This window comes from Aliiglaciecola sp. CAU 1673, assembly GCF_029223185.1.
Taxonomy (GTDB): domain Bacteria; phylum Pseudomonadota; class Gammaproteobacteria; order Enterobacterales; family Alteromonadaceae; genus Bowmanella.
Window position 1 is genome coordinate 102,942 of sequence record NZ_JARHUG010000007.1, and the last position, 18,367, is coordinate 121,308.

17 protein-coding genes are annotated in these 18,367 nt (G+C 48.2%); 8 read left to right on the forward strand and 9 right to left on the reverse strand.

Annotated elements, in window-relative coordinates:
• Both P2G88_RS08540 and P2G88_RS08545 read right to left on the reverse strand, forming a co-directional pair.
• Complete coding sequence (locus P2G88_RS08540; protein WP_275795439.1) at positions 1-1,104, reverse strand: ATP-binding protein; 1,104 nt, start codon at positions 1,102-1,104, stop codon at positions 1-3.
• A gap of 158 nt (positions 1,105-1,262) precedes the next feature.
• Positions 1,263-2,735: a sigma-54 dependent transcriptional regulator gene (locus tag P2G88_RS08545; protein WP_275795440.1), complete on the reverse strand. Its 1,473-nt coding sequence runs from the start codon at positions 2,733-2,735 to the stop codon at positions 1,263-1,265.
• Between the two features lie 319 nt (positions 2,736-3,054).
• Here P2G88_RS08545 and P2G88_RS08550 point away from each other — a divergent pair, with 319 nt between their 5' ends.
• On the forward strand, positions 3,055-3,981 hold the full coding sequence (locus P2G88_RS08550) for a KpsF/GutQ family sugar-phosphate isomerase (RefSeq protein ID WP_275795441.1): 927 nt from the start codon (positions 3,055-3,057) through the stop codon (positions 3,979-3,981).
• Positions 3,982-4,043: 62 nt separating this feature from the next.
• Here P2G88_RS08550 and P2G88_RS08555 read toward each other — a convergent pair whose 3' ends face one another.
• Positions 4,044-4,832: a flagellin gene (locus P2G88_RS08555; RefSeq protein WP_275795442.1), complete on the reverse strand. Its 789-nt coding sequence runs from the start codon at positions 4,830-4,832 to the stop codon at positions 4,044-4,046.
• Between the two features lie 199 nt (positions 4,833-5,031).
• Between P2G88_RS08555 and pseB the strand changes: the two genes are divergently transcribed.
• The 7 genes from pseB to pseI are packed head-to-tail and all read left to right on the forward strand — an operon-like array spanning position 5,032 to position 12,620.
• A complete protein-coding gene (gene pseB, locus P2G88_RS08560) occupies positions 5,032-6,033 on the forward strand; it encodes a UDP-N-acetylglucosamine 4,6-dehydratase (inverting) (protein WP_275795443.1) in 1,002 nt (333 codons plus the stop codon).
• The gene (gene pseC, locus P2G88_RS08565) at positions 6,030-7,175 is read left to right on the forward strand and encodes a UDP-4-amino-4,6-dideoxy-N-acetyl-beta-L-altrosamine transaminase (RefSeq protein WP_275795444.1); all 1,146 of its coding nucleotides are present in this window, start codon (positions 6,030-6,032) and stop codon (positions 7,173-7,175) included. Before pseB ends, pseC begins: the two co-directional genes overlap by 4 nt.
• Positions 7,172-8,044 (forward strand): aldo/keto reductase, encoded by an 873-nt coding sequence (locus P2G88_RS08570; protein WP_275795445.1) that lies wholly within the window; start codon positions 7,172-7,174, stop codon positions 8,042-8,044. The genes pseC and P2G88_RS08570 overlap by 4 nt, the downstream gene beginning before the upstream one ends.
• A 45-nt stretch (positions 8,045-8,089) precedes the next feature.
• On the forward strand, positions 8,090-8,806 hold the full coding sequence (locus P2G88_RS08575; protein ID WP_275795446.1) for a glycosyltransferase family protein: 717 nt from the start codon (positions 8,090-8,092) through the stop codon (positions 8,804-8,806).
• Between the two features lie 2 nt (positions 8,807-8,808).
• Positions 8,809-10,095, forward strand: coding sequence for an aminotransferase class III-fold pyridoxal phosphate-dependent enzyme (locus P2G88_RS08580; RefSeq protein WP_275795447.1), 1,287 nt, complete (start codon positions 8,809-8,811; stop codon positions 10,093-10,095).
• Entirely contained in the window at positions 10,095-11,570 is a 1,476-nt protein-coding gene (gene pseG, locus P2G88_RS08585; RefSeq protein ID WP_275795448.1) for a UDP-2,4-diacetamido-2,4,6-trideoxy-beta-L-altropyranose hydrolase, read from the forward strand. Before P2G88_RS08580 ends, pseG begins: the two co-directional genes overlap by 1 nt.
• Complete coding sequence (gene pseI, locus P2G88_RS08590; protein ID WP_275795449.1) at positions 11,571-12,620, forward strand: pseudaminic acid synthase; 1,050 nt, start codon at positions 11,571-11,573, stop codon at positions 12,618-12,620.
• Between the two features lie 40 nt (positions 12,621-12,660).
• On the opposite strand, the gene P2G88_RS08595 is transcribed toward pseI, so the two are convergent.
• The 6 genes from P2G88_RS08595 to fliS form a co-directional block, all read right to left on the reverse strand.
• On the reverse strand, positions 12,661-13,998 hold the full coding sequence (locus tag P2G88_RS08595; RefSeq protein ID WP_275795450.1) for an MBL fold metallo-hydrolase: 1,338 nt from the start codon (positions 13,996-13,998) through the stop codon (positions 12,661-12,663).
• A gap of 15 nt (positions 13,999-14,013) precedes the next feature.
• Positions 14,014-14,751: a class I SAM-dependent methyltransferase gene (locus P2G88_RS08600; protein ID WP_275795451.1), complete on the reverse strand. Its 738-nt coding sequence runs from the start codon at positions 14,749-14,751 to the stop codon at positions 14,014-14,016.
• 120 nt (positions 14,752-14,871) lie between these two features.
• On the reverse strand, positions 14,872-15,546 hold the full coding sequence (locus P2G88_RS08605) for a class I SAM-dependent methyltransferase (protein ID WP_275795452.1): 675 nt from the start codon (positions 15,544-15,546) through the stop codon (positions 14,872-14,874).
• Between the two features lie 3 nt (positions 15,547-15,549).
• Positions 15,550-17,634: a 6-hydroxymethylpterin diphosphokinase MptE-like protein gene (locus P2G88_RS08610; RefSeq protein WP_275795453.1), complete on the reverse strand. Its 2,085-nt coding sequence runs from the start codon at positions 17,632-17,634 to the stop codon at positions 15,550-15,552.
• Positions 17,612-17,959 carry a hypothetical protein gene (locus P2G88_RS08615; RefSeq protein ID WP_275795454.1) on the reverse strand — a complete coding sequence of 116 codons (348 nt, stop codon included), beginning with the start codon at positions 17,957-17,959 and terminating at the stop codon, positions 17,612-17,614. The genes P2G88_RS08610 and P2G88_RS08615 overlap by 23 nt, the downstream gene beginning before the upstream one ends.
• Positions 17,940-18,356 (reverse strand): flagellar export chaperone FliS, encoded by a 417-nt coding sequence (fliS, locus tag P2G88_RS08620; RefSeq protein WP_275795455.1) that lies wholly within the window; start codon positions 18,354-18,356, stop codon positions 17,940-17,942. The genes P2G88_RS08615 and fliS overlap by 20 nt, the downstream gene beginning before the upstream one ends.
• Positions 18,357-18,367: the final 11 nt, after the last annotated feature.

The following is an 18,367-nucleotide window of genomic DNA, read 5'->3' on the forward strand; positions in this document are numbered from 1 at the left end:
TTAACTCCTCGAGCCGCTGACTATGGCCCGACTGGGCTTTGCTTCGCTGTGAATCGGTAAATGGATCTCAAAACGTGCCCCACCTTGGTCAATATTCATGGCTTTGACACTGCCATGATGAGATTGAGCAACCGCCTTAACGACCGCCAAACCAAGTCCCGTTCCCTGACTCTTGGTAGTAAAGAAAGGATCCCAGATATGGGATAACTGTTTACTTGGGATCCCCGGACCGTTGTCACTGACCGAGAGCACCACCACGTTGCCGCTCGCCTTACCACGGGCTGCTTGTAATTGGATTACACAGCCCTGAGGGTTAGCTTGCAGGCTATTATGAATAAGATTTTGTAGGGCGCTGGCTAGCGCCGTTTTATTGCCAAGCACCAGAATATCAGGCTCGGGCAAATTCAACTCAAGTCTGGCAGAGCGAGCGGTTAGCATGGCTTCTGCCCCAGCCTCTACTTCGAGCATTAAACTTTGTAATGAAAGTTCACAGACAACCTGACTATCGCCACTTTTAGCGAACAGCAGCATATCGTTCACTTGCTGCTCCAAATCCTTCAATCTGGCCATCAACTTATCTGCAAACTGCTCGCGGGAAGCTTCACGTAAGGTTAAGTTCTGAAGATTGGCGCCATAGAGCATAGCGGCGGACAGCGGAGTGCGAATTTGGTGAGCCAGCGAAGCAACCATTTTGCCCAGTGAGGACAGTTTCTGCATATGGCTCAGCTGCTGCTGCAAACGGCGCGTTTCGGTCAGGTCAGTCAATACAATCAACTGCCCCGGTTCAAGCTCAAGCGGCGTGATGGACAACTTTACCTTGCGGCCATCATGCAGCGACACTTCATGGCCATCATCCGCTCGGGGTTTAAAGGAACGTTTAATGATGGTTCGCCAAAACTCGCCTTCGAGAGGCTCCCCCAGCATATCGATCGCAACCTGATTGGCCTGACGCACCGCACCGCTGCCATCCACTACCACTACACCGGCAGGCATTACCTCGAGCAAATGCTCAAGACGAGATGCCTGCTGTTGCAAATTTAATATATCGCTTCCCACGCTTTGATGGGAAAACTGGGATGGATTGTGATGTTCAGCAGGTGCCATAGGACCCTCATGTCAAAACTTGGACTAACTAGATCGACACAAGGACATAAGCAGGGACTATGCCAACGCATTTTCCCTATATTTTTCAATTAATTAGTTTAATTATTTAGGCGCCGGAAAAATGACGCCATAGGAGGGAGAGTTGAAAAAAGGCTATATCAGCCTTCTTCCCCTTCTTTGGAAAGCTCATATTTACGCATTTTTTCCACCAGCGTGGTGCGGCGCATTCCCAGCACTTCCGCAGCCCGAGCAACAACCCACTCCTGCTGCTCTAAGGCTTGCAGGATGAGATTCACTTCAAGTTCCGCCAGGTATTCTTTTAGGTTAAGTCCCTCTTCGGGCAAGGCTGCCTGTCCTTCTTGCGACGGGGTCATAGATAGCGGCGAGTCATTATCATCCTCTTCAGACTCGTCCTCACTGGAATCGCCAAACAGCGCATTAATCGCTTCACGCTCAAGCAACTCTTCTGGGTAATCCGGTTTGTAGGGGTCAACTTCCAGATGCTGATATTTAGCGGGCAAATCGCCCACATCCACTAACTTACCTGGATAGAGAATAATCAATCGCTCAACCAGGTTTGACAGTTCCCTGACATTCCCTGCCCAGCGATGATCCATCAATGACAATAGCGCCGATTCGGTAAACTTTACCGAGCGACCGGTTTCGTTCTGGGCCCGTGATACTAATTCTTGCAGTAGCAGTGGAATATCGTCGCGACGCTCCCGTAAGGGTGGGTTTTCAATCGGGAATACGTTGAGGCGATAGAAGAGATCTTCACGGAATTTGCCCTCCTCAATCATCAATTCCAGATCTCTGTGAGTAGCAGCCACGATCCGCACATCACACTTAATAGGCTTCACCCCACCGACTCGCTCGTAGGTGCGCTCCTGCAATACGCGCAATAATTTGACTTGCATTTGCAGCGGCATATCACCTATTTCGTCGAGAAACAGCGTGCCGCCTTCGGCCAACTCGAAACGCCCTTTGCGCGTACCAACGGCGCCGGTAAAGGCGCCTTTTTCATGGCCAAAAAGCTCGCTTTCCAGCAGTTCGCCAGGAATTGCACCACAGTTGACCGGTATAAAAGGACCGTCTTTGCGGTTGGATAAATAATGGATATTGCGCGCAACCACTTCTTTGCCGGTGCCGGACTCGCCCAATACCAATACGTTGGCATCTGTAGGGGCAACCTGTTCAATCAGCATGCGCACATGCTGTATGCCCTGGCTTTTGCCAATCAGGCTGCGGAATAATTTAGTCTGATTTTGCGCTTGATGTTCGCTGGTCGGCTTTTGCCGCAAGTATTCCTGACAGCGATGCAACATCTGGGTTAGGACAGGATAAGTGACAGGCTCACTGACATGCCCCACCAGATTACCAGGGTGTTTCTCCTCGCCATGAAGACTACCAACCAAAACAAAAGGCTGGGCTGCAAAGCCTTTGAGTATACTGCTAAGGGAATCGACGGATTCACCATCGAGTATGGCGCAGTCGTAAGGACCGTCCTTGCTGAGAAGAGGCGTTACTTCTTGTGGATCACAACAATGGGCATCCTCACCCATAAAGGTAAGGATGGTCTGTAGACTTATCCGGCGAGACTCTGTCCCGCTGATAATCAAAATTTTCCCCATTAACTCGCGACCTCTAAGTTGCCGAACAACCATGCGGATTGACTGTTGTCACTTCCCAACCTGGTGCCGGCACGCCTAACGACTTGTTACGCCTAATATTTTCCTCCTCGCGTTGGCACGGGAGGGGTTGCTTCTGGATTTTAACCTTTCAGCGCACATTAGCAACCAGCTATCACTGCTTGCGTGCCAAGCGACATCTGAAATGCACAAAATTCAGACATCCCGGAGGCAATTTTATCGACGAAAGTCGACAAAGTTCGCCGCCATCAGTCACAATAGCCACAGAATCTTTATTGCACTAACTAGCGAATTATCATCAGTGAATTACCAAGCGATCGCTCAAGAAGTCTTCGAGATCGAAGCCCAGGCGGTAAAGGCGCTGTCTGACAGGCTTAATCCGGACTTTTCCCGCGCTATCGACATTATCCTCAATGCCAAAGGGCGTGTGGTGGTCTGTGGCATGGGTAAATCCGGCATTATCGGCAAGAAGATTGCCGCGACCTTTGCCAGCACCGGTACCCCTAGCTTCTTTATGCATCCGGGAGAAGCCTACCATGGCGACCTTGGCATGATTGCCAAAGAAGATGTGTTTATCGCCATCTCCAATTCCGGAGAAACCGATGAGGTAGTCAAACTCCTGCCCTTTATTAAAGAGAATGGCAATGTGCTGATTGGCATGACTGGCGAGGCCGGCTCCAGCTTGGCCAATGCTGCTGATGTTGTCCTCGATGTTGGTGTAGATAAAGAGGCGTGCCCACTGCAGTTGGCCCCCACCGCATCTACCACGGCTACATTGGCGATGGGCGATGCCCTGGCAGTCACCTTAATGAAAGTCCGTGATTTTCAACCTGAAGAATTTGCACGCTTCCATCCGGGTGGCAGCCTGGGTCGCCGTCTGCTGGCCAGGGTCAAAGATGAAATGGTGCAGCACAATCTGCCCCTTATCGCTCAGGATGCCAGCTTTGCCGAAGTGGTAGATTCCATTACCCGTGGACAGTTGGGCATCGCGGTAGTCGATTCAGAAAGTGGCTATGGCATTGTTACCGATGGTGACATACGTCGGGCCTTTGCCAAGTTCCGTAAAGATGTTTTTGATTTCACGGCCAAGGAAATGATGACCCTGAATCCCAAGAGTATCGACGTTAACGCCAAGATGGCGGATGCCTTTGCCATTATGGAAACCCGGCATATCACTTCATTGCTGGTTCTGGAAGAGGGCCGGTTGGTAGGTATAGTGAAGAAGTAAATTCCAGCCCAAAAACAATAAAGCCGCGGATCGCGGCTTTACAGACCAAAATCAGTGCACCATTAATCCAGCAAGGATAGCACTTGTGCTCTCTGGATATTGGCTTGAGCCTGGACTGCGATACTACCCTGGCCGAGAATATCATTGGCGGCTCTTTGCGCCGTCGCCGCAGCAAAGTCAGTGTCTGCTATACGAGAACGCGCTGCGGCCTGACTTTCCCCCTGATTACCCAAATTACGAATCGCTGCATCTAAGCGATTCTGACCAGCGCCGAAATTGGCTCGGATATCATTAACAAAGGTTTGCAGGTTGTCGATTGTACCAAGCGCGCCTTGTGCGCCGGCCTGGTTGGAAATATCGATGCTCTGAAAATTTTGTGTGGTCAGTTCTGAGGCCACATCGCGAAGCTGAAAAGATTCGTCTTGATCGCCTAGCTGAATATTCACATCCAAATCCTGGTTAAGCAGAGGTACACCGGCGAAATTGGTATTTTGTACCGTCGTCGATACTTGTTCTTGCAACTGGCTGACTTCCGCTTGCAGCGCCTGCCTATCCCTGTCGGTCAGCGCCCCGTTACCGGCTTGAATAGACAACTCTCTGATCCGGGAAAACGCGTCGCTTACACCAGCCAAACCACTCTCGGCTGATTGCAGTAAAGAAATACCATCCTGCCCGTTTTGAATACCTCTTGAGAAGGATTCAATCTGAGATGTCAGACGGTTTGAAATTTGCAGGCCGGCGGCATCGTCTGCGGCACTATTGATGCGTCTGGCGCTGGCCAACTGCTTCAACAGATTGTTTGTCTTGTCCTGCTGCTGGACGAAGTTAGGAGCATTGCCGTCAATTCGCATAGGTCTCTCCCCGAACGTTTGAGAATGAATGCATGACCTAAGTTTAGCTTTATTCTTCCAGCTTTTCGCATACTTTACCGATATATAAGCTGGTAACAGCCATTGTATTTGCCAACATTTTGGCTCGAACTATGCTTGTTATGAGTTTACTCTAAGGAGATAACACTCTGATGTATAAACAGCTTTATGCGAGGGCAGTATGTTTAACGGTAAGAATATTCTGATCACTGGTGGCACCGGCTCATTCGGTAAGAAATATACCGAAACTCTGCTTAAGCGCTATAAACCGAACAAAATTATCATCTACAGCCGCGACGAACTGAAGCAATTCGAAATGGAGCAGGAATTCAATGCTTCCTGTATGCGCTATTTTATTGGCGATGTGCGTGACAAGGACCGCATGATCAGAGCCATGCGTGGCGTGCATTACGTCATCCATGCAGCGGCCCTAAAGCAGGTGCCTGCTGCCGAATACAACCCGATGGAGTGTATTAAGACCAATATCAATGGTGCAGAAAACGTGATCGATGCGGCCCTTGATAATGATGTGGAAAAAGTGATTGCCCTATCCACCGACAAAGCCGCGAACCCGATCAACCTCTATGGCGCCACCAAATTGGCGTCGGATAAACTGTTTGTGGCCGCTAATAATATTGCCGGTGGGCATAAGACCCAATTCTCCGTTGTCCGTTACGGTAATGTGGTGGGTTCACGAGGCTCGGTGGTGCCATTTTTCCAACGCTTGATTGATAAAAATGCCGAACATATTCCTGTCACTCATGCCGAGATGACCAGATTCTGGATCACTTTGCAGCAAGGGGTGGATTTCGTATTAAAAAACTTTGCCCGAATGATGGGTGGCGAGATTTTTGTGCCGAAGATCCCTTCCCTACGCATCGTCGACCTCGCCAAGGCCATGGCCCCCAATATCCCCACCAAAATCGTCGGAATTCGCCCGGGCGAAAAGCTGCATGAAGTCATGTGTCCCGGGGAGTTGTCGTATCATACCTACGAATACGACGATCATTTCGTTATTGCCCCGAGCATAAATTTCTCCAGCCGCACCAATGACTTCACTGTTAATGGTATTGGCGAGCAAGCCACGCTGGTCAAAGAGGGCTTTGAATACAGTTCTCACTCCAATCCGCATTTCCTGAGCATTGAAGAAATTCTCGCCTTCAATAAGGCTGCAGAAGCATGATCCCCTATGGCCGACAGGATATCAGTGAAGAAGACATTGCAGCCGTTGCCGAGGTCCTTCGCAGTGACTTTCTGACCCAAGGACCGACCGTTCCGGCCTTAGAAACCGCTATTTGTGATATGACCGGGGCTGGCCATGCCGTGGCCTGTGCCAATGGCACGGCGGCTTTGCATCTGGCTTGCCTGGCCGCGGGCGTTAGTCAGGGTGACATGGTGTGGACCAGCTCACTGTCTTTCGCCGCCTCGGCCAATTGCGCCCGCTACTGTGGTGCCAGCATCGATTTTGTTGATATCGATATCAATACCGGCAATCTGTGCCCCAAGGCCTTAGCCGACAAACTGCAAAATGCTGGAAAAAAACCCAAGGCATTGGTGGCTGTGCACTTTGCTGGACAGCCGGTTGATCTGAAGGAAATCAGCGAGTTGTGCCGCCAGCATGGGGTAATACTGATTGAAGACGCTTCCCATGCCTTGGGCGCCACTTATGAAGATAGCCGTATAGGCGATTGCCGCTACAGCGACTTCACCACCTTCAGCCTGCATCCGGTCAAGATTATCACCAGCGGCGAAGGTGGCCTGGTCACTACCAATAACCCTGAATGGGCCAAAAAGCTCCAGCTTTATCGCAGCCATGGGATCAGCAAGGACATTGACGACTTTGAAGTCGCCTCTCCCGGCCCCTGGTATTACGAAATGCAAACCCTGGGCTTTAACTACCGTCTCACCGATATCCAGGCAGCGCTGGCCCTAAGCCAGCTAAAGCGCTTGCCTGAGTTTATTGAAAAGCGTAACCAACTAGCAGACCATTATCGCCAGGCGTTAGCAGGACTCCCTGTGGTCCCGCTAACAGCATCCGAAAATCGACTCAGCGCCTATCATCTGTTTGTAATTCGGTTAGCGGAAACATCATCCATAAACCGCGATACGCTGTTTCACAGTCTGCGTGAGAAAGATATCGGTTGCCAGGTACATTACCTGCCCATTCATTTAATGCCCTACTATCGCAGCCTGGGCTTTAAAAAAGGTGACCTGCCAATAACGGAAGCTTTCTCAGAGCAGGTGCTTAGCTTGCCACTTTATCCGACCTTAACCGCATCTCAACAAGACAAGGTTATCCAGGCGCTACAAGAGTTGTTGGCATGAAATTAGGCCTGGGAACGGTTCAGTTCGGGCTCGACTATGGGATTAGCAACAAGGATGGCCAAAGCTCCCTGGAAGAGGCCAAACAAGTGGTCCAGGCTTTCTCAAAGGCGGGAGCCAAGGTTATCGATACCTCGGTGCTTTATGGCAATAGTGAAGAGGTGCTGGGTCAGGTTCTGCATGATGCACTCCCCCTAAAAATTTGCAGCAAGATTTCTGCTGATACCGATAGCCACGGCAGCGTCGCCGGTCAAATCAAGCAATCCCTGGCCCACTTAAAGCAAACCAGTATTCATGCCTATTTGGTGCACCAGAGTAAACCACTTTTTGGCCCGCAAGGGACGAGTCGTTACCGGGAATTACAGGCAGCAAAAGAAGCCGGCTTATGTAATAAAATTGGCTATTCGGTTTACGATCCCGATGAATTGGCATGGCTTGTTCAACGCTACCCACCGGATATCGTGCAATTGCCCCTGAACTGGTTCGACATGCGTTTTGCCCAGCAGGGTTGGCTTCAAAAATTGGCTGATAAGGGAGTAGAAATCCACAGCCGTTCCTTGTTCTTGCAAGGCTTGTTATTGATGCCAATTACTGAACTGCCGTCTTTTACCCGGCCTTTTCTACAGCATCTGCAAGCTTACCACCAGGCTGCAGAGCGGGCGGGCATGTCACTATTGGAAGCGGCCCTTTGCATGAGCACCAAGGTTGATGAAATCTCCGCGTTCGTGCTTGGCTGTCCCAATCTCCAGCAAGCCCAACAAATTCTTGAGGCTTACGCCCGTGTTTTACAACAGCCCATGGATTTTTCTGCCTTTGCCTGTGAGGCCGGTGAATTAATTGACCCAAGATTGTGGCCAAAGACTCAAGCTTAGTTTCTCCGCTGCCGATATAACGGCATAGTCTGAAGTGAGTAGTCTATGATCCTCGCCATTTTACAAGCACGCATGTCATCTTCCCGTTTGCCCGGCAAAGTCATGATGGACCTATTAGGCAAGCCTATGATTTTAAGGCAGATTGAACGTATTGAGCGCAGCCATCTGATAGACAAACTGATTGTTGCCACCAGCACAGAACCCAGCGATGATGGTTTAGCCAAGCTTTGCGAAGATCACAATGTCCCGTGCGCCAGGGGCAGCCTCAAAGATGTGTTAGATCGCTTCTATCAGGCCGCCAGCGGCTATCATCCAGAACATGTGGTGCGTTTGACCGCAGACTGTCCGCTGGCAGACGCCAATGTGATTGACGGGGTTATTCGAAAGCATCTGCAGGTTGGCAGCGATTACTGCAGCAATGTGTGCCCTCCTACTTTTCCTGACGGTTTAGATGTGGAAGTGATGACCTATGATGCATTGGTAAGATCGCATTCACAGGCCAACTCTGACCGATACAGAGAGCATGTCACTTTATATATGCGCGAGCATGCAGAGCTGTTCCATTTGGCCAACCTGAGTCACGATTCAGATCTTTCAAAATTGCGCTGGACAGTGGATTACCCGGAAGATTTGCAATTAGTCAGGCAAATATTCAGTGCACTCTATCCGCAGAATCCCGCATTTGATTTTCAGAATGTACTTGCTTTACTCAGAACCCATCCAGAGTGGCAACAACTTAACCAAGCATATGTGGTGGTATAAACATGAGCTTATCGTTCAATAATTCCAATCAGTTTTTGCAAAGGGCGCTTAAGAGTATTCCCATCGCCTCGCAGACATTTAGCAAAAGCATTTTGTCTTTGCCAAACGGCGCTGCACCACTGTTCGCAGAACGCGCCCATGGCGCCTATTTGTGGGATATTGATGACAACCGCTATATGGATTTTGTCAGCAGCTTGCTGTGCATAAGCCTTGGGTATGCCGACGAAGACGTTAACGCTGCCGTTGCCCAGCAACTTAACAACGGCACTATCTTCAGCTTACCCCACCGTTTGGAAACGGAGGTGGCAGAGCTGCTGATCGAACTTATCCCCTGTGCACAGATGGTACGTTTTGGTAAAAACGGCTCAGATGCCACATCAGCAGCCATTCGCCTGGCCCGCGCCCATACCGGCAAAGAAGCCATTGGTGTGTGCGGTTACCATGGCTGGCACGACTGGTATATCGGCTCTACCACCCGAGACCTCGGCGTGCCCAGCGCAGTCAAGGCCCTGACCCATAAGTTTGGCTACAACGATCTGGCCTCTTTTGAAAAGCTGATGGCCGAACAAGGCGATACGCTTGCCGCTATTATCATGGAGCCGATGAACCTGAGTTACCCGGCTCCGGGTTTTCTGGAGACCATCCGCGAAGAAACTCGCAAGCGCGGTATCGTCTTGGTGTTTGATGAAACCATCACCGGCTTTCGCTATTCCCTTGGCGGGGCCCAAGCATTGTTTGGCGTGACGCCAGATCTGGCCACCTTTGGCAAGGGCATGGCTAATGGCTTCCCTTTAAGCGCTGTAGTAGGCAGGGAAGATATTATGAGAAGGATGGAGGATATCTTCTTCTCCGGCACTTTTGGCGGTGAAACCCTCTCGCTGGCAGCAGCCAAAGCCTGTATCCAAAAACTAAAACGGGAAAATGTCGCCGAACACTTTGTGCAGATGGGTACCATGCTGCTCGACGGTTTGAATAAACTGATTGAAAAACACGGTGTCGGTGATTGGGTAAAAACCTGTGGTCATCCCAGTTGGAGTTTTTGTTTGTTTAACCGTCCCGGCGTGGATGCCATGTTGCTGAAATCGGTATTTTTACAGGAAATGATCGCCCGCGATGTGTTAATACTGGGCAGCCACAATATCAACTTCTCCCACAAGACTGAGCATATTCAGCAACTTCTGGATACTTACGATACCGTGTTGCCACTGTTGGCCTCCTGGGATAGCGATCAGGCACTTAAGCAGGCACTTCGAGGTGAGCCCTTAAAGCCGGTATTCCAGGTGCGTTAATGCAGGTATTGATCCGCACAGACTCCAGCAGCGCCATAGGCGGCGGTCATGTCAGTCGTTGTTTGAGTTTGGCGAACGCTATGCGCAGTGCCGGCGTCAATGTCAGCTTTATTTGTGCGGATCTGAGCGGTAATTTGATTGGCAAAATTGCCTCTGCAGGTTTTGTCGTGCATCCCCTGGCGGCTGGTCTATCGGAAGCTGAAGATTCCCGAATTTGTCAGCACATTTTCGAACAGCAGGCTACGCCTGAACAAGCCATTGATTTGCTGATAGTAGATCACTACCAGCTTGGGTTGAACTGGCAAAAATCAGTGTCTTCTTTAGTTCAGCGGCTGATGGTATTGGACGACGTCCCACAAAGACGGATTTGTGCCGATATTCTGCTAAATCAAAATGCCGGTATCGAGCGACATCAATACGCGGACTTCTTGGAAAAATCCCCTACCTTGCTGTTATTGGGCACCGAGTATGCGTTGTTGCGTTCAGATTTTTCAGATGTCCCAGCGCCAGAGCTGCAGAGTGTCTCTCATTGCCTGATCCAGATGAGCGCCACCGATCCTGACAATACCACGCTTAAAGTCGTTAAAACGCTGATGAACAGCGAGGTGAAGATTGAATTTACCATTGTGTTGTCTTCCTCCGCCCCAGGATTAGCCTCAGTCAGAGATGCAATCGCGAGTGACAAAAGATTCACTCTGAAAGTGGATGTGGAGAACATGGCGACTCTGATGCGACACCATCAGGTTGCTATTGGCGCAGGTGGCGTGGCAGCACTTGAGCGATGTGCTGCAGGACTGCCTTCTCTGGTAACGGTGATCGCGGACAATCAACGCCCGGGGGTTCAAGCCCTTAAGGAAGCGGGGGCGATTGATGAGTTTTCATTGAATGACGAGTCTGATGACGCTCTAATCCCTTCCCTGACAGCAATCCTGGGCGATAGACCAGCCCGGGAAGCGATGCAAAATGCGGGCAGACTGTTAGTGGATGGCAAAGGCGTCCAAAAAGTACTGAAGCAGGCCCTTCAAAGCTCTCCCAGGCGTTACTTGGTCAGGGCACAGGATAAGCCAATTCATCGGGATACCTTGCTGCAATGGCAACAAGCACCGGAGATACGGCAATTTGCCAGAAATGCTCAGCCACCAACCGCTGCAGAGCATCAAGCCTGGTATAGCAATGTACTTGCAGATCCCAACCGGTATCTGTACTTCATCTGTCAGCAAGGACTGCTGCTGGGAATGGTGCGCTTGGATTGCCAAGCCGGCGATGAAGGTGGCGAAATATCGATCCTGACGGCACCAGGCTATCAGGGACAGGGAGTGGCAAGCGATGGTTTAAGGATGATTCGACAAACCTTACCCGGATTTCGCTTCGATGCCTTTATCAAAAAAGAGAATCTGGCATCACTTCGACTTTTTTTATCAAATGGCTATATTGCCAAAGGGGACGGCTGGTACGTCTCGACTCCGGAGAAATAAATGACCTTTCGTATTGGTAAGCATTGTATCGGCGCAGACCATCCCCCTTTTGTGATTGCCGAAATGTCGGGTAATCACAATGGTGACCTGGGCAGGGCGCTGGAGCTGGTTGAACAGGCAAAGATGGCGGGCGCTTCTGCCATCAAATTACAAACCTATACCGCCGATACCATGACCATTGATTGCGACTTGCCGGACTTTCAAATCCAAGGGGGTCTGTGGGATGGCCGTAACCTTTACGAATTATATGAATGGGCACATACGCCCTGGGATTGGCATAAGGCCTTGTTCGAACGAGCCAGAGAGTTAGAGTTGGAATGTTTTTCCAGTCCATTCGATGAAAGTGCGGTGGACTTCCTGGAAAGCCTGGATACCCCGGCGTACAAAGTGGCCTCTTTTGAGCTGCTGGATTTACCGCTAATTGCATACATGGCAAAAACCGGTAAGCCCATGATTATGTCGAGCGGCATGGCAAATCAGGCGGAAATCAAAGAAGCCCTGACTTGTGCCAAAGACAATGGCGCCAAGGACATTGTGCTTTTGCACTGTATCAGCGGCTACCCGACACCAATCGAGCAAGCCAACTTAATGACTATTCCAATGCTGGCTAGGGATTTTGGCTGCCAGGTGGGGCTATCCGACCATACTCTTGGCACCATCGCTTCTACCACAGCTATTGCATTGGGTGCGCGGGTTATCGAAAAGCACTTCACCCTTCGTCGTGCCGATGGCGGCCCCGATGCGGCATTCTCTCTCGAGCCTGAAGAATTTAAGCGGCTTACAGAAGACTGCTTCGCCGCCTGGCAAGCACTGGGCAAAGCCGGCTATGAGCAACGTGAAGCGGAAAAAGCGAATTTGAAATTTCGCCGCTCGATTTATGTGGTCGAGGATATCAAGGCGGGAGATCTGTTTACCGAGAAAAATATTCGCAGAATTCGTCCCGGATATGGCTTACATCCAAAACATTTTAAAGACATTCTGGGACAGAAAGCCCGGCGCGACTTCAGCCGGGGCGAGCCACTGGTGAAACCTCCCAAAGAGTCGAGCTGATCTTCGGGAAATTTTCAACCTCTTCAGGAACCGGTATCAACTATCGGTGGAAAAAATAAAGACAGTGATAAAGACCCCTTTCAAAAACATCGGGTACCCTCTCGAAATGCAGATGAGAGCCAATCTCAGCATTATTCCAATGGGCATATCTCGGCCCTTTTAGAAGCAGATCCAGTAGCCGCACATCGAGAGCAATACGCACAAAGGGCTCTTTTTCCAAGGGTTTGATATCTTTCACTGGCAGCTTTTGCGGCGACTCTGTCATGGAAAAAACGTATTCTTCATCCTGCCCAAAACTAAACATAACCCTGGTTTGGGTGGTAAAGCCTATGCCGTTTGCCATCTTGAGAAATCTTTCATAAGCCAATGCCATGTTCTCATCTAAGACGTCTTCATCAACATCCAGATTATTTTCATAGTCATATGGCAGTGTTGATATTCTATTCATGAACTCATCAAACGATGGATGACTCAGAACCAGAGAAGCATCTTTGCTGTTGTTGTTTAAGTCCAACACTTCTCTCTGCTGAAGCAAAACCCCCTGACTTAGCGTACCAACCTCGATTTCAATATTGGCCAGGGCCAGCTGAATATTGGGAACGCCTCGAGAGACATTCAGAGTGTGAAGCTTGCCGCCGAGAATATAGGTGCCGGCAAAAGGCATAAATTGCTTTGGCCTGATCAGTTTCACAAAATTAACAGCCTGACAGATGAATTGCTTCTCCTTGCCCTCAATGGCCTTTTTCTTCTCTTCGAGCGAAGAGAAAGTAAAACACTGAGGGTAAGGACCTGCGCCAGCATAACCAACAAGCAACAGATCAATTTCCTCGTCCAGTTTGTTTGCCAAGATGGCAGCTTTGGCAAGCTCAAAAGGGCAATCATTCAGATTCAGAATTCTTTTATCGCCACTGCTAAACAATGCAAGGGTGTCTATATTGGTTTTTGAGTAGTCAATCTCCAGATCTGCACAACCAAAAAACTTGCCACACAGCTCTGGGTCGCAATTGTCTGCGGCAAATATCTGAATGAAGGAGTCCGAGTCAAAAAAGAATTTCTCGGCATTCTCACACTCGATCACTTCAAAACCGAAACTCTCGATTTTTCTCTTTAGAAAAACGGATTTGAACTTATGGATGATAACGGGCTTTTTATGAGGGAGATGCTTGAATGTTTTTTCGCTAAGGTGGTCTGGGTGAATATGACTGACATAAATATAATCATATTCCAAATCAGCCAACTTGCTCTCGGGGAAGGGGGGGTAGTGAAACCAACTACCATGATACTCCCCCTCCGTTAGCCAGGGGTCGGTCAGGATCCTGACCCCATTCAGATCCAGTATCTGAGTAGCAGACTGCAAATGCTGAACATGGCAACTCATGTTCTCTCCCCTGTATTAGGCTAGTTTTCTGAGGTACATCACCGGTTGTCGGCTTATGCTATTGGCAACCATCTGATAACGGCTTCCACTTGCCTGCAAAAACTCGAGCATGGCCACGGTCTCGCCAGGCCAAATAGCACTGATGGCCTCGTCGAAGGCAATAATGCCTCCCACAGCAAGTCGGTCTTCCAAAAAAGTCAAAGCGGTTTTAACGGGTTCGTAGATATCAAAGTCAATGTAGGCCAAAGAAATCAATACTTCTGGGTTGTCATTAGCAAACTGGGGAATGGTTTGATTTGCATCCCCGACGATGAGGTGAACATAATCGTCATACTGAAACATGGAGATTGCTTTTCTCAGAAGCGCTTCGTCACCACAATAGGCGCCCTGCAGTGACTTAATATGTTCTCCGTCTTTCCTATCGCCTGAAGGTAATCCTGAGAAGTTGTCAAAGCCGAGGACCATTTTTGTGGAGTTTGGGCTAAGCAACTGGAGTGTCTTAGCCATAAACATAAGGTTCGCCCCTTTCCAGGTACCAAACTCAGCAATATGGCCAGGCACCGACAACGTCTCTTTGAGCATCTCGTACACGGCAAGTTTATTGCCAAGGGTTTGCTCCCCTGCATATAAGGCGAAGTGGTCAATGCGCTCATACAGCCTGGGCTCACCAATCTCTTCGGCAAATTGCTTTCTGCGTTGCAGGTACTCGTTGTCGCCCCGGGAAAACTTATCCTTAAGCTCAGACAGTTTCATTAGTAACCTCATTCAGTTGTGATAGGGAGTGTCACGAAAGCCAATATAACCCTCTATGCAAGCAATTTTTAAACCATTCTTTTCATTAAAGGCTTAACCCGAAAAAGAAAGACCCTTTGCTTATTTGCTGTAGGGATTTTCAATAAATGCACCTTTTGTTCGTTTACGTAAAACACTCAAACCATAATTATGGTCAGGATGCCATGCGGGGTCAGAATTTATAGTCTTCTGCATTTCCAGTGAGTATGCCGGGTTCCAGAGGAACATCTTTGCGTAATCCATTTTATAGGAATGCAGGCCATGCTTTGGGGTGTAGTGGTTTTGAAAAGGCACTGTACTATAAAAATCCCAAATAATGATCCGTCCTCCATCAGCCAGAACACGATCGGCTTCGGCAGCAATTTTAAACAAGTCTTCTCTGTCACAGAGATAAAGGCAAAAGCCAAATATCACCGTATTAAACTGACCCGCAGAGAAGGATGTCAAGTCAGAGGCGACTCCCCTGCGCAAATCGATATTCGGATAGGCCTTATTGCCCTGCTCCACAGCCAGAGCGGAGGGCTCAACACCAACACAAGTCGCATCGGCAAAGGCAGATTTTATGGCGGCAAGACGATATCCGTTTGCAGCCCCTATCTCCAAAACCTTACCAGGCTCCTCGGATTGATTAAGGAGATAAACCAGAGCTGGATCCTTTTTTACGAAGTCGTCCAGCGAAAAAGTGGTATCAGATGAAGTGTTACGCAAAAACCAGGCATCGGCTTCGCCTGCCATGAAAGACTCTTTTTGTTTCATGGTTTACTCGAACTCCACATAGTCCAACATTTTTGCATACTTTTTCTTGGCGTCCTCAATATAACCCCGCCATAGCTCCAGGGCCTTATCAGTATATTCAAGCATCTTCTTCTCTTCTTTAAAAGAAAAGATAAAAAGTCGCAAAACAGCATGCACATAAGAGATCGTGCCATTAAATACGAAGTAAATATGTCTATTTTTTGTTTTATAAAAGGAATTAACATAATTCGATTGATGATATAAAGCTTCCGTTAGTTTATCCCTATTTTTAAACGGGCCTTTTATCTGGTCCAACAACACATCGCACACTTCTTCAAAAAGAGGAATATTGACAACATTCATATATTCTTCAGCAGTGATCCCTGAAGAAACAAAGGCACTCTTTTTTATCCAGTCAATTATTGGTTTCTTATTCAGAGGCCTTGTTAAAAGGATATCGTCAGGATTTACCGGATATGTCCCTCTCAACAGTGCGCCATCTGAACAGTTATAACGATGTCTGGCTGGCTCTGATTGGATAGCTTGCTCCAAGAAATAGCGACAGGTATCCAGTGTCCTGTTGGTTATTATCTTTCCACCAAAATTACCCGGCACCTCAAACTCATTAGTCGATACTGTATCTCCAGCGTGTAATGTTTCCCCTTTTTTAGATTTTTGATAATACGCACTTGCCTTTGAGTGATGATTTCCTCTGTCCCGGTAGCCGTTATCCACACCGAAAAGATAGATATCGTCGAATCCTAAATACTGGGAAATTACCATGCCAGTGTTAGCTACCAAAGGATTGCAATAATAAAAGTAACGAAACTTAATGTCGCGATCAAAATTGGCGTTTATCAGAGAAACGCATGGCTCGCCCATCTTCAGACCACAGCCGCTCCAGGCGAAGAGATCGTGGCAAGCAGGATGTAGAAGATTCACCGTTAGCAGATTTACTTTTTTTAGTATCTCATGATCTACATAATTGTTAAGAACATCGAAAGTCAATTTCGTACGCTCTAACTCCACATGAAAATCCGGGACGATTCCATATTTAACCAAAGAGGTTATGGCTGTCCCCATCGAAATGACAATGGCATTGTCCTGATGGGCTCTAATATGCTCAATACAGGTATCCAAAGAGGGACCATTGGCGATCAAAAATACGGGAGTGTCAGGAAATTCTTTGGATAAGTCAGTACCATTTTTCATAAACGGGATATCCCGTTTTAGGCTGTGGTATGTGTGTGCAAGGCTTAAGACGCTATCGTCGAAAAATCCCCATCCTGCACCAAGGACCGCGAAATCTTCACTGACCTGGTTAATAAGCTTACGGATATTTTCAGTTTGATAATGAAGATAAAGATAAGAAGCACAGGCATGATATGATCCTTTCTCATGTAAATCATTAAACAGGTCATTCGTTATATCTTTATATTCCACCCCAATATTTAAAACAATATGGGTATTATCCTTATCAACTTTTTCAAGAATTCTGAACCAATCTGCTGTGTATAAGCTCGCGTAAAACACGTCATTATTTGGTTCAATAATATATAGATTTTCTATTGTGAGCTTTTCAATCAACTCTTCTATATGATATCCCAAACCACTTCCAAAAACGAATAACGTACCGACTCTTTTTGGCAATGTTTCCAATGGTTCAAGGACTTCAGATGCCTCTTCATAAAGGCCATAAATTCTATTCATATATTCCACATGAATAAAATTCTCTGGATTTTTTTCGTTGCTGGTGAAGGTTATTTCGGAGCGAAAAGGTTTCTTAAAAAACTGCTCTACCTGCTCATGGCACTCTTTGAGAGGATCCTCACCATATAAGGGAATACCCGTACTGGACTCAACAACATTGATGACGCCAGACGCCGTAGCAAACATTTTCAGTTTATCCGACTTGTAGTCCTTAAACTGCTTGTGAATCTCAGGCATATGCTTCTCAAATGCTTTGAGATTCTTTTGGAACTGCTCAGGCATCAAGCGGTCAAGCTGGCGAGCCGCATCGATACGTCCCTTGGCTGCGGTAGCCATCTCTGTGACGCGCTTTTCCAAGGCTTCGAGATTTTGCTTATTACTTGTCTTTTTTGTCGTCATGGGAATACCGCTTATACTGCTTCGAGGCCTTCTTCTGGCGTTCGCTCTGAGATAATAGCTCTTTTATGCCTTGTTGTTGTCCTTCCAGCAACATCATTAAGTCATTAAAGCGGTTTTGAACTTCACCGAGTCTTTTTGATAGAGCAGGAGTCAGACTGTCTTCGTTAAGACAAGGGAAGAAATCTTCCAGGGCTTTTTTAAATCGTTCTTGGTGGGTTGCCGCCTGCTTCAGATCACCTGAGCCTGCGGCTATTTCGATATTGGATAACAGTTCTTCGATGCGGGTTAGTCTGGATTCAATAGCGTCAACTGGCTGCTTTTGCACTGTATGCCTCTTCTTTGGCACTCTCAGGGATTTGGTCCCAAGCGGATTTGATTTCCGCTAACAGTTTGGCAACTTCTTCGACGGCGTCAACATCATTATTGATACTGGCATCGGCCAATCTGTCAGTCATATAGGTATAGAGTGCCTGAAGATTGTTGGATAACTCTCCACCAATCTCCATATTCAATGAAGAAGACAATGCTTGGATAATAGTCGTAGCACGAGAAAGTGTAGCGGCTTTGACTTCCAAATCCTTACGCTCCATTGCCCCTTTGGCAAGAGCGAGACGATCCAGAGCTCCTTGCATCAGCATCTGAATAACACGATGAGGGTCGGCGACGGACAATTCACTACGAATGCTGTCTTTCTTGTACGCTTGTAATTGCCGTTGATTCATCTTTGACTCCA